Annotated in this window: 8 protein-coding genes; 4 read left to right on the top strand and 4 right to left on the bottom strand. The window is 61.6% G+C overall.

All coding sequences use genetic code 11. The features are described 5' to 3' along the window. Window positions 1–52: 52 nt before the first annotated feature. The 3 genes from ASF66_RS15315 to glnA form a co-directional block, all read right to left on the bottom strand. On the bottom strand, window positions 53–652 hold the full coding sequence (locus ASF66_RS15315; RefSeq protein WP_056844450.1) for a DUF4124 domain-containing protein: 600 nt from the start codon (window positions 650–652) through the stop codon (window positions 53–55). Then, a complete protein-coding gene (locus tag ASF66_RS15310) occupies window positions 649–1,164 on the bottom strand; it encodes a DUF4124 domain-containing protein (RefSeq protein ID WP_056844449.1) in 516 nt (171 codons plus the stop codon). Before ASF66_RS15310 ends, ASF66_RS15315 begins: the two co-directional genes overlap by 4 nt. A 132-nt stretch (window positions 1,165–1,296) precedes the next feature. Next, window positions 1,297–2,703 (bottom strand): glutamate--ammonia ligase, encoded by a 1,407-nt coding sequence (gene glnA, locus ASF66_RS15305; protein ID WP_049861723.1) that lies wholly within the window; start codon window positions 2,701–2,703, stop codon window positions 1,297–1,299. A 420-nt stretch (window positions 2,704–3,123) separates the two neighbouring features. Here glnA and thiI point away from each other — a divergent pair, with 420 nt between their 5' ends. The 3 genes from thiI (at window position 3,124) to ASF66_RS15290 (ending at window position 8,860) form a co-directional block, all read left to right on the top strand. Then, entirely contained in the window at window positions 3,124–4,578 is a 1,455-nt protein-coding gene (thiI, locus tag ASF66_RS15300; protein WP_049861724.1) for a tRNA uracil 4-sulfurtransferase ThiI, read from the top strand. 151 nt (window positions 4,579–4,729) lie between these two features. Further along, window positions 4,730–6,550 carry a translational GTPase TypA gene (gene typA, locus ASF66_RS15295; protein ID WP_049861725.1) on the top strand — a complete coding sequence of 607 codons (1,821 nt, stop codon included), beginning with the start codon at window positions 4,730–4,732 and terminating at the stop codon, window positions 6,548–6,550. A 312-nt stretch (window positions 6,551–6,862) separates the two neighbouring features. Continuing rightward, window positions 6,863–8,860, top strand: a complete 1,998-nt coding sequence (locus ASF66_RS15290; RefSeq protein WP_056844448.1) for a methyl-accepting chemotaxis protein — start codon at window positions 6,863–6,865, stop codon at window positions 8,858–8,860. A gap of 189 nt (window positions 8,861–9,049) precedes the next feature. On the opposite strand, the gene ASF66_RS15285 is transcribed toward ASF66_RS15290, so the two are convergent. Next, window positions 9,050–9,460: a YkgJ family cysteine cluster protein gene (locus ASF66_RS15285; protein ID WP_049861727.1), complete on the bottom strand. Its 411-nt coding sequence runs from the start codon at window positions 9,458–9,460 to the stop codon at window positions 9,050–9,052. Between the two features lie 187 nt (window positions 9,461–9,647). On the opposite strand from ASF66_RS15285, the gene ASF66_RS15280 reads away from it, so the two are divergent. Beyond that, window positions 9,648–12,098 (top strand): glycogen/starch/alpha-glucan phosphorylase, encoded by a 2,451-nt coding sequence (locus ASF66_RS15280; RefSeq protein WP_056844447.1) that lies wholly within the window; start codon window positions 9,648–9,650, stop codon window positions 12,096–12,098. Window positions 12,099–12,225: the final 127 nt, after the last annotated feature.

Below are 12,225 nucleotides of genomic sequence, written 5' to 3'. Positions count from 1 at the left end.
GCCGTGATAGTGCACCAATCGAGTGCGCCAGTGTTAACCGCCGGGTCGCGGCTCAGTCGTCTTCGGGTTTGTCTTTGAGCGGGCATTCCGGACGTACGCCGTAATCGGCAGTCCGGCAAGGATGGACACGGCGCTTCTGGATCAGCGAGATGCGCTGCAGATGAACCGGCTGGGCAGGTGTGCGTTCGATCACGTGGTCGTCCTGATCGATGATCTCGGCAGCCAGGGTATGGGTGCCGCGGTCAACATTGCTCAGGGCGAATACCGGACTGCGGCCCGGAGCCTGTGCGATTTCACCGTCCAGCAGCAGGCGGTAGCGATGGTTCGGCTGCAAGGCTGGCTCGCTGGTGAGGGTGACGATCAGTGAACCGTCTTCCTCGCGCACGGCGGTGTCCGGCAGCGGGCCGAGGATGCGCAGCATCTGATAGCGCATCACCGTCGATTTGCTCGGCATGACCACCTTGCCGGTGCGTGGCGGTGTGGCGGTCGCCGGTGCGCTGGTGCCGGAGCGTGTCGGCATCGGCACGCGTTCGGCGCCTTTGCCGGGCTGGTCGGTGAACACCCGGTTGCCGTTGGCGTCGACGTAGGTGTACACCGCAGCTTGCGCGGAGGCGGTAACCAATGCCAGCCAGAGCAGGGCCCGGTACCTCACGGCAGGTGAACCCGCTGCACCGTGAAGGTGACGGTGGCGCTTTCCTGGATGACCGCTTCCTGGCTGTCGACCACCTGCACCGCCAGGCTGTGTTCACCGCGATCGACGTTCACCAGTTGCAGGCGCGGCACGTTGGTCGGCTGGCCGTAGGGCTGGCCGTCGAGGACCAGGCGCAGCCGGTCCCCCGAGCGCAGGCGGGGCACGATCGCTACGCCAACGTCGAAGGTACCGTTATTGGCGCGCAGTGCCTCGTCGCTCGGCAGGCCGGTAAGGTCCAGCTGGCTGTACTGAGTCTGCGGCACCTGGACGGCCGTGTTGGGCAGGGTCACCGGCACCGACTTGCGCGGCGACTCTACGCTGTTGAGCGGCGGCAGTTCGACCGTCTGGCTCGCACGCCCCTCGGGAGGCTGGTTGCTGTAGGCGGTGTTGCCCTGGGCATCGGTGTACTTGTAGATCTGCGCGGCGGCAGGCAGCGAACACAGCAGTAAAAGCGAGGCTAGGGGTGAGCGCATGGAAACTTCTCTGAGTGGCGCTTGCATGGAGGCCAGCATAGAGCAAATGGCAGGTCGGGTGCACCGCGGCTGTGGCGACCGCGCAACGAAAAAAGGCCACCCGAGGGTGGCCTTTCTGTCACATCACAGGGATCAGACGCTGTAGTACAGGTCGTATTCCAGTGGGTGTACGAAGGTACGAACCTTGATTTCTTCTTCGCTCTTCAGAGCGATGAAGGCATCGATGAAGTCGTCGCTGAACACGCCGCCCTTGGTCAGGAACGCACGGCCCTTGTCCAGCTCTTCCAGGGCTTCCTTCAGGCTGCCGCAAACCTGCGGGATTTCCTTGGCCTCTTCAGGCGGCAGGTCGTACAGGTTCTTGTCGGCGGCATCGCCAGGGTGGATCTTGTTCTGGATGCCGTCCAGGCCAGCCATCAGCAGGGCCGCGAAGGCCAGGTACGGGTTGGCTGCCGGATCCGGGAAGCGGGCTTCGATACGACGGCCCTTAGGGCTGTTGACGTAAGGAATGCGGATCGAAGCGGAACGGTTGCGAGCCGAGTAGGCCAGCATCACTGGTGCTTCGAAACCTGGGACCAGACGCTTGTAGGAGTTGGTCGACGGGTTGGTGAAGCCGTTCAGTGCCTTGCCGTGCTTGATGATGCCGCCGATGAAGTACAGGGCGGTATCGGACAGACCGGCATAGCCTTCGCCAGCGAAGGTGTTCTTGCCTTCCTTGGAGATCGACATGTGCACGTGCATACCCGAGCCGTTGTCACCGTACAGTGGCTTGGGCATGAAGGTAGCAGTGCGGCCGTAGGCGTCGGCAACGTTGTGCACGACATACTTCAGGGTCTGCACTTCGTCGGCCTTGGCGACCAGGGTGTTGAACTTGACGCCGATTTCGTTCTGGCCGGCAGTCGCCACTTCGTGGTGGTGAACTTCGACGACCTGACCCATCTCTTCCAGTGCGTTGCACATGGCAGTACGGATTTCGTGGTCGTGGTCGACCGGTGGCACTGGGAAGTAGCCGCCTTTCACGCCTGGACGGTGGCCCTTGTTGCCGCCGTCGACGTCCTGGTCGGTCATCCAGGAAGCCTGTTCCGAGAAGATCTTGAACATGGAGCCGGAGATGTCCGACTTGAACTTCACTTCGTCGAAGATGAAGAACTCAGGCTCGGGACCGACGAACACGGTGTCACCGATACCGGTCGACTTCAGGTATTCCTCGGCACGGTGGGCAATGGCGCGCGGGTCGCGATCGTAGCCTTGCATGGTCGACGGTTCGATGATGTCGCAGACCAGAATCAGGGTCGGCTCTTCGGTGAACGGGTCGAGCACGGCGGTGCTGTCGTCGGGCAGCAGGATCATGTCGGAGGCTTCGATGCCTTTCCAGCCTTCGATGGAGGAGCCGTCGAACATCTTGCCGACTTCGAAGAAGTCGTCGTCCAGTGCATCGCGCGCTGGCATGGTCACGTGCTGCTGCTTGCCTTTGGTATCAGTGAAGCGCAGATCAATCCACTTGACGTCATGATCTTTGATGAGTTGAACCGACTTCGACATGTTGTCCTCCGGGGTGGAATAGGGCCGATTATGGTGAGGGCCCCAAATATGAGTGATGCCGGGCCCGATAGTCGGCCAAGGCAACCTGCCTCACAAGGGAGCAATTTGCATGCCAGTGCCCCGTGATGGGTGCAACGCAGATGTGCACGATCCCTATGTTCGAGCACATTCCCCTGTAGCAGCGGCGCAAGCCGCGTCATGCTTTGTTTTAGGCATCAATGCTTATAAAGGCGGGACGCGGCTTGCGCCGCTGCTACAGGGGGCTGTGGTGAATGTGGGTGCGCCGGTTTGGTGCGGGGTGTTTGCGGGCGGTCCAGAATGGTGCGTTCGGCCGTTCGTACGATAACTGGTCAAACCTTGAGCAATTTCCGCTATAATCCGCGCCCCTCTTTTCAGGCTGGCATTTCGCGCGCTGTTTTCATGAAACTTATCGTAAAAGTCTTCCCAGAGATCACCATCAAGAGCCCGCCGGTGCGCAAGCGTTTCATCCGCCAGCTCGCCAAGAACATCCGCATGGTGCTCCGTGACCTGGACCCGCAGCTGGTGGTCAATGGCGTGTGGGACAACCTTGAAGTCCAGACCAAGCTGACGGACGCCAAGGTGTTGCGCGAGATGACCGAGCGCCTGAGCTGCACGCCAGGTATCGCGCATTTCCTGCAAGTGGACGAATACCCGCTGGGCGATATGGATGACATCGTGGCCAAGTGCAAGGCGCACTTCGGCCCGCTGCTGCCTGGGAAGATCTTTTCGGTGCGTGCCAAGCGTGCCGGCAAGCATGCCTTCAGCTCGATGGACGTGGAGCGCACCGTCGGCAGCCAGTTGCGCCGTGAGTGCGGCGCCGCTGGCATCGACCTGAAAAAGCCCGACGTCGTGGTGCGCCTGGAAATCCGTGACCAGCGCCTGTTCGTCATCCATGACCAGCACGATGGCCTGGGCGGCTACCCGTTGGGTGCTCTGGAACAGACCATGGTTCTGATGTCCGGTGGTTTCGACTCCACCGTCGCGGCCTACCAGATCATGCGTCGCGGCCTGATGACCCATTTCTGCTTCTTCAATCTGGGCGGTCGCGCCCATGAACTGGGTGTGATGGAAGTCGCTCACTTCCTGTGGAAGAAGTACGGCAGCTCCCAACGCGTGCTGTTCATCAGCGTGCCGTTCGAAGAAGTGTTGGGCGAGATTCTCGGCAAGGTCGACAACAGCCACATGGGCGTGATCCTCAAGCGCATGATGCTGCGTGCCGCCACGCGCCTGGCCGACCAGTTGAAGATTCCTGCGCTGGTCACCGGCGAGGCCATCTCCCAGGTCTCCAGTCAGACCCTGCCCAACCTGTCGGCGATCGACAGCGCCACCGACAAATTGGTGTTGCGTCCACTGCTGGCCAGCCATAAACAGGACATCATCGATCAAGCAGTTGAAATTGGGACTGCCGATTTTGCCAAACACATGCCAGAATATTGCGGCGTGATTTCGGTCAACCCGACCACCAGCGCAAAACTGCCGCGCGTTGTCCATGAAGAGAAGTCTTTCGACATGGCCGTGCTCGAGCGAGCGTTGGAGCGTGCCAAGCTGGTGTCCATCGATGAAGTCATCGACCAGCTGGGCCGGGATATCGAAGTCGAAGAGGTCAGCCAGGTGCTGCCCGGACAGGTCGTCATCGATATCCGCCACCCCGATGCCCAGGAAGACCAGCCATTGTCACTGGCCGGCATCGAGGTCAAGGCAATGCCTTTTTATGCCCTGAACAACCGCTTCAAGGAACTGGACTTCACACGCCAGTACTTGCTGTATTGCGACAGGGGCGTCATGAGCCGACTGCATGCTCACCATTTGTTGAGTGAGGGACATGCCAATGTGCGCGTTTATCGTCCGACATAGAGTTCCGGGGTTGAATGGCGGAAGTATCCGCCATCGCCCTCCCGATTGCAGGCAGCGCGGGAGTCACTGCGCCGCTTGACCGAATTCGCTGTTTATTAATATTCGCCACGTAGAATGCGCGGCAACCGAATCCTCTGATCGAGATACACAAGTGATCGAAAATCTACGCAACATCGCCATCATTGCTCACGTTGACCATGGTAAAACCACCCTGGTAGACAAACTCCTGCGTCAGTCCGGCACTCTGGAGCGCAACGAGCTCAACGACGAGCGCGTGATGGACTCCAACGACCAGGAAAAAGAGCGCGGCATTACCATTCTGGCGAAAAACACCGCCATCAACTGGAACGGCTACCACATCAACATCGTGGACACCCCGGGCCACGCCGACTTCGGTGGTGAAGTAGAGCGTGTGATGTCGATGGTCGACTCCGTGCTGCTGCTGGTCGATGCCCAGGACGGCCCTATGCCGCAAACCCGTTTCGTGACCAAGAAGGCGTTCGAAGCCGGCCTGCGTCCGATCGTCTGCATCAACAAGGTCGACCGTCCGGGCGCGCGTCCTGATTGGGTTCTGGACCAGATCTTCGATCTGTTCGACAACCTGGGTGCCACCGAAGAACAGCTGGACTTCAAAGTCGTCTACGCCTCGGCCCTGAACGGCATCGCCGGTCTGGACCACAACGACATGGCCGAAGACATGACCCCGCTGTACCAGTCGATCGTCGACAACGTTCCAGCGCCAGCCGTGGACCGTGAAGGTCCATTCCAGATGCAGATCTCCGCTCTGGACTACAACAGCTTCCTGGGCGTCATCGGTGTTGGCCGTATCGCTCGTGGTTCGGTCAAGCCGAACACCCCGGTTGTGGCCATCAGTGCCGACGGCAAGAAGCGCAACGGCCGTATCCTCAAGCTGATGGGTCACCACGGTCTGCACCGTGTGGACGTCGAAGAAGCCGCTGCTGGCGACATCGTCTGCATCAGCGGTATGGACTCGCTGTTCATCTCCGACACCCTGTGCCACCCGGACACCGTCGAGGCGATGAAGCCACTGACCGTCGACGAGCCGACCGTTTCGATGACCTTCCAGGTCAACGACTCGCCTTTCTGCGGTAAGGAAGGCAAGTTCGTCACCAGCCGTAACATCAAGGACCGTCTGGACAAGGAACTGCTCTACAACGTGGCTCTGCGCGTTGAAGAAGGCGACTCGGCCGACAAGTTCAAGGTCTCCGGCCGTGGTGAGCTGCACCTCTCGGTACTGATCGAAACCATGCGTCGCGAAGGCTTCGAAATGGGCGTCGGTCGTCCGGAAGTGATCATCCGCCAGGTTGACGGCGAGAAGCAGGAACCGTTCGAGAACGTCACCATCGACACCCCTGAAGAATCCCAGGGCAAGGTCATGGAAGAAATGGGTCTGCGTAAAGGCGACCTGACCAACATGGTGCCGGATGGCAAGGGCCGTGTTCGTCTGGAATACAACATCCCTGCTCGTGGTCTGATCGGTTTCCGTAACCAGTTCCTGACCCTGACCAACGGTGCTGGCATCCTGACCTCGATCTTCGATCGCTACGCTCCGATGAAGTCGGGCCACATGTCCGGCCGTCAGAACGGCGTACTGGTTTCGGTCGAAACCGGCAAGGCGCTGACCTACTCCCTGGAAACCCTGCAGGCGCGCGGCAAGCTGTTCGTCGAGCACGGTCAGGAGATCTACAACGGTCAGATCGTCGGCCTGAACAGCCGTGACACCGACATGGGCGTCAACCCAACCAAAGGCAAGAAGCTGGACAACATGCGTGCCTCGGGTAAAGACGAGACCATCGCTCTGGTTCCGCCGGTTCGCTTCACTCTGGAACAGGCCCTGGAATTCATCCAGGACGACGAGCTGTGCGAAGTCACGCCGAAGTCGATCCGTCTGCGCAAGAAGATCCTGGACGAAGGCGAGCGCACCCGCGCTGCCAAGAAAGCCAAGAACTGATTCGTAGTTCCGGTTGATCGAAAAAACCCCCGGCGCGAAAGCGTTCGGGGGTTTTTTTATGGCTGTGGGTGCTAGCAGGTCTGGCCTCTTCGCGGGCAGAGACCCGCTCCCACAGGGGGCTTGGGTGTGTCAGGGAGGCCTTCGCGGGCAGAGGGCTCGCCGCCCACGGATGATCGCCGCCACTGTGGGAGCGGGTCTCTGCGCGCGAAGAGGCCGGCTTTGGCACCGCAAAGCCCTCTATCGTCCGCCCTCCAGTTTTCCACCCCCAGGCCGATAGCGCAGGCAATATCGATTCCCTCCGAAGGGGGCCCCATGCGCCTGCTACCCACCAAGATCATGTCCCGCTTCAGCCTTGGCATCGTGTTTATCCTGCTGGTAACTGCGGCCGCCATCTATGCGGTCATGGTGCTCAGCGGCGAGCCCAAGCTGATCCAGTCCAACACCAAGAGCGCCGAGCAGTCGGCCACGGCCATCGCGCGGCAACTGTCGGTCGAACTGGCCGAGATCGAAGGCCGCGTCGCTGCCTTGGCGAGCCTGGGCGCGACGCTGCCAGCGGACGTCGAGCTGGTGAAAGGTACCTTGGCTCCAATCATCGATTCCCAGGGCAATACCGCCATCGCCGGCGGTGGCCTGTGGCCCGAGCCGGACGCATTCAGCGCAGGCGTGGCCCGTCGCAGTTTCTATTGGGCGCGCAGCGGCCAGAGCCTGGGGTATTCGGAGGAGTACAACGCCAGCACTGTGGATGACTATCACACCGCCGACTGGTACGTGCAGGGCAAGGCCTCCGCGCCCGGTCGCTGCGCTTGGTCGGATGCCTACGAGGACCCGGTCAGCAAGATTCTGATGACCACCTGTACCGTGCCCTACAGCCACGACGGCCGTTTCGCCGGCGTGGCGACCATCGACCTGACCCTCACGGGCCTGGCCGACTTCCTCAAGTCCAATGGGCAGGTCAACGGTGGCTATGCCTTTGCGATCGATCCGTCCGGCAAGGTCCTGTATTTCCCGGCCACCGGCGAGCAGCCGGCGCCTGCTGACGAAACGGCACTGCTCGCCGCCTATCCCTGGTTCAAGGCCGTCACCCAGTGGCGCAGCAGCGGCCAGCGTGAGGCGCAGACCTTTCAGGTGGATCATGATGCGCAGCTGGGTGGGGCAGGTTACATCAGCCTCACGCGGGTTCCGGCCAGTGGCTGGACAGTGGGCCTGGCCACGCCCCAGGCACACATGACCGGTATTGCCAGCAAGTTGACCATCGATATCCTCACCACCCTGCTGCCGATCCTGGCGCTGGTGTTTGGCCTGGCCTGGCTGGCCGGACGCGCGGTGTTCAGTCAGATCAATGAAACCACGGCACAGATCGACAAATTGGGCGAGCAGGGCGGTGGCACCAGCGCAGAACTGGACGTGGCACGGGTCGATGAGATCGGCCAGTTGCGCGGCGCGGTCAACCGCTACGCCGGCAACCTGCGCAACATGCTCAAGGCGATTGCCGATGAGGCGCTGCGCTTGCAGCAGCAGTCCGATGATGTCGCGCGGCTGTCGGTGATCATGGCCGAGCGCGCGGAAACCCAGCGCCAGGACAATACCTTGCTGGCCACCGCGATCACCGAGATGTCGTCCAGCGCCCAAGAGGTTGCCTCCAACACCACGGAGTGTTCCGACACCGCGCAGCTGTCGCTGTCGACGGCGCGCGCGAGTCAGGGGCATGTGGAGCAGAACAGTCAGACGATCGATTCTCTGACCGGCGATATTGCCAGCGTGGCTCACGCCATCACCCGCTTGGGTCAGGACATCGAGAGCGTCAGCGGTGTGCTCGACGTGATCAAGTCGATTTCCGCGCAGACCAACCTGCTGGCGCTCAACGCTGCCATCGAGGCGGCTCGCGCGGGCGAGCAGGGCAGAGGCTTTGCGGTGGTCGCCGATGAGGTGCGCACCCTCGCCGGGCGCACCCAGGCGTCGGCCGACGAGATTCAGCAGATGATCGGTGAGTTGCGTCAGGCGTCGGTAAAGGCGGTCGATACCATGGTGGCGGGCGAGGACCGGACGCGCACCGTGGCGCAGCAGGCCGGTGTGCTGAGCGTATCGCTGGGCAGCACGGTGGTGGGTTTCGACGACATCGTCCAGCGCACTCAGCAGATCGCCGTGGCGGCCCAGGAGCAGAGCCATGTCACTCAGGAAATCACCGAGCTGGCGGTGCGCATTCACGCGGCCAGTGAGGACGGCGCGCGTGACGCGTCCAGTCTCAGCGAACTGAGCCAGGGCATGCAGGCGCTGTCGACGCGGCTGGCGGGATTGAGTCGGCAGCGGTGACCGGCGGTAACTCGGCGGCGCGTCCTTCGCGGGCAGAGACCCGCTCCCACAGATGACCACCGCCATTGTGGGACCGGGGCGGTCTGCCTGACACACCGCAGCTCAGTGTGGGAGCGGGGCGGGCGGCGAGCCCTTTGCCCGCGAAGAGGCCGGCTTTGGCACCCCGCTCCCGCATTGAGCTGGGGTGGGTCAGCCTTGGCGCGATATCGGTTTGGGCTGGTAGGCGCAGTAGCCGGGGCGAGGTCCGATCTTGGGGTGGTTGCGGCAGGTGTCCGGGCGCTTTTCGTAGATCGTGCACAGGCGGCTTTTCTTGTCCAGGTACAGACAATCGTTGTTGCTCATGCGCGTCAGGGTGAAAATGCCCGACTTCTGGTTGAAGCGCTCGACGATGCCTTCCTTCTGCAACCGCTTGGCGACATTCTTGGGTGGATCGCCTTTCTCGAACTCATCCACCACACCGATACGGATCAGGTCCTTGATCTTCACTTCCACCGGCAGCGTGCAGCAGGTCGAGATACAGGCGCCGCACATCGGCGCAGAATATTTCTGCCAGGTGTCCAGGCGGTCCACTTCGGCGGCGGCAATCAAAGAGCTTTTCATCGTCAGGTCATCAGGCAAGATGGATCAGGGCGCGCGATCATACCGGCATTGGTGAAAAAGTGAACAACCTTCTGCCCGAAACCCCGCGAATGGTGCAAAGTTACGAACCTGAGCATTGAGTGTGTGTCGAAGCGTCTAGGCTCAGGTATTCCATCCAGTATCGTCAATTTCCCCGAGGACGCATTGCATGTCTCAGGAACCGCTTGTCCGTGACGCCGAGGTGGCCGATTTTCGCGCTGCTGTACTCGCCAAACTCACCTACGCGGTGGGCAAGGACCCCGATCACGCATTCGACCATGACTGGTTCGAGGCCATCGCCCTCGCAGCGCGCGACCACATGGTCGAGCACTGGATGGATCACACCCGGCAGATCTACCGCAAAGGTCAGAAACGGGTCTATTACCTCTCCCTGGAATTTCTCATTGGTCGGCTGCTCTACGACAGCCTGAGCAACCTCGGCCTGCTGGACATCGCACGTGAAGCGTTGACCGACCTGGGCGTGGATCTGGAGCGCATTCGCCTGCTCGAACCCGATGCGGCGCTGGGCAACGGCGGCCTTGGACGCCTGGCGGCCTGCTTCATGGAAAGCATGTCGACCCTGGGCGTCGCCGCCCACGGCTATGGCATCCGCTACGAACACGGTCTGTTCCGTCAGGCCATCGTCGATGGCTGGCAGCAGGAACAGACCGAAAACTGGCTGAATTTCGGCAACCCCTGGGAGTTCGAGCGTCCCGAGGTGATCTACCCGATCAGCTTCGGCGGCCATGTGGAAACCGTCACCGACAGCGAAGGCCAGCAAAAGCAGGTCTGGTCGCCCAGCGAGACCGTACGCGCGATCGCCTACGACACGCCGGTGGTGGGTTGGCGCGGCTCCAGCGTCAATACCCTGCGCCTGTGGCGTGCACGGGCGATGGAAGACCTGCACCTGGAGCGTTTCAATGCGGGCGACCACCTCGGCGCCGTGGCCGAAGTGGCCCGCGCCGAAAGTATCTCGCGGGTCCTGTACCCCGCCGACAGCACCGAGGCTGGCCAGGAGTTGCGCCTGCGCCAGGAGTACTTCTTCGTTGCAGCCTCCCTGCAGGACCTGTTGCGTCGTCATCTCAATGGCAACGACAGCCTGCTCAACCTGTCCGACAAGGCCGCCATCCAGCTCAACGATACTCACCCCTCCATTGCAGTGGCGGAGCTGATGCGCCAGTTGGTAGACGAACACGGTCTGGCCTGGGACACGGCGTGGGAAATCACCGTCAACACCTTGGCCTACACCAACCACACGCTGTTGCCCGAAGCGCTGGAAACCTGGCCCGTGGGCTTGATGGAGCGCATGCTGCCGCGGCACATGCAGATCATCTACCTGATCAACGCCTATCACATCGATTCGCTGCGCGCCAAAGGCCAGGACGACGTCGATGTGCTGCGCGCGGTATCGCTGATCGAGGAAGACAACGGCCGTCGCGTGCGCATGGGCAACCTGGCGTTTCTCGGCTCGCACAGTGTCAACGGCGTGTCGGGCCTGCACACCCAGTTGATGCGCAGCACGGTGTTCTCCGAGCTGCACAAGCTCTATCCCGACCGGATCAACAACAAGACCAACGGCATCACGTTCCGCCGCTGGTTGTACCAATCCAACAGCGAGCTGACCGCCATGCTGGTCGACAAGCTCGGGCCGGAACTGCTCGACAATCCGGAAAAGCTGCTGAAGAACCTCGAGCCTTTTGCCGACCAGCCCGAGTTCCGCAAGGCGTTCGCTGCGCAACGACTGAACAGCAAGAAAGCACTCGCGCGCATCATTCATGAGCGCGTGGGGGTGGCGGTCAATCCCGAGGCCATGTTCGACGTTCAGGTCAAGCGCATCCACGAGTACAAGCGGCAATTGCTCAACCTGATGCACACCGTGGCGCTCTATCAGGCGATTCGCGCCGAGCCGGAAACCGCCTGGGTGCCGCGGGTGAAGATATTCGCCGGCAAGGCGGCGGCCAGTTATCACCAGGCCAAGCTGATCATCAAGCTGGCCAACGACATCGCTCGGGTGGTGAACAACGATCCAACCGTGCGCGGTCTGCTCAAGGTGGTGTTCCTGCCCAACTACAACGTCAGCCTGGCCGAAAGCATCATTCCGGCGGCCGACCTGTCCGAGCAGATTTCCACGGCCGGCTACGAAGCGTCGGGTACCAGCAACATGAAGTTCGGCCTCAATGGCGCGTTGACCATTGGTACGATGGACGGCGCCAACGTGGAAATGTGCGACTTCCTGGGCAAGGAGAACATGTTCATCTTCGGCATGACTGCAGCCCAGGTCGAAGAGCGCAAACATGCCGGGGGCTTCAGCGCTCATGGTGATGTCGCTGCTTCTCATCGTTTGAACGACGTTCTGCAGGCCATTCGTGGCGGTGTGTTCTCGTCCGATGATCCATCGCGCTACGCCGGTTTGGTCGACTCGTTGACCAGCTATGACCGCTTCCTGCTGTGTGCCGATTTCGATGCGTACTGGGATGCGCAGCGCAAGGTCGAGGAGACCTGGCACGACGCCGACAAGTGGTGGCGCATGGCCGTGCTCAATACGGCGCGCATGGGGTGGTTCTCGTCGGACCGGACCATTCGCGAGTATGCGCAGGATATCTGGCAGGCGCTGGAGTAAGGCCGGGAACCGCGGTGTTTCCTTCGCGGGCAGAGCCCGCTCCCACACCTGCCGATTGTGGGAGCGAGCTCTGCCCGCGAAGGGCATGCGGCGGTGCACCTGATACACCCCCTTACCGAACTATCTC

The sequence above is a fragment of the Pseudomonas sp. Leaf129 genome (assembly GCF_001423465.1).
Lineage (GTDB): Bacteria > Pseudomonadota > Gammaproteobacteria > Pseudomonadales > Pseudomonadaceae > Aquipseudomonas > Aquipseudomonas coleopterorum.
This window is presented reverse-complemented; position numbering and strand designations above follow the sequence as displayed.

What these genes read in the sequence shown, in the direction of transcription:
- ASF66_RS15310 (WP_056844449.1), bottom strand. Translation starts at nt 1,164, where the DNA reads ATGCGCTCACCCCTAGCCTCGCTTTTACTGCTGTGTTCGCTGCCTGCC.
- glnA (WP_049861723.1), bottom strand. Translation starts at nt 2,703, where the DNA reads ATGTCGAAGTCGGTTCAACTCATCAAAGATCATGACGTCAAGTGGATT.
- thiI (WP_049861724.1), top strand. Translation starts at nt 3,124, where the DNA reads ATGAAACTTATCGTAAAAGTCTTCCCAGAGATCACCATCAAGAGCCCG.
- ASF66_RS15290 (WP_056844448.1), top strand. Translation starts at nt 6,863, where the DNA reads ATGCGCCTGCTACCCACCAAGATCATGTCCCGCTTCAGCCTTGGCATC.
- ASF66_RS15285 (WP_049861727.1), bottom strand. Translation starts at nt 9,460, where the DNA reads ATGAAAAGCTCTTTGATTGCCGCCGCCGAAGTGGACCGCCTGGACACC.
- ASF66_RS15280 (WP_056844447.1), top strand. Translation starts at nt 9,648, where the DNA reads ATGTCTCAGGAACCGCTTGTCCGTGACGCCGAGGTGGCCGATTTTCGC.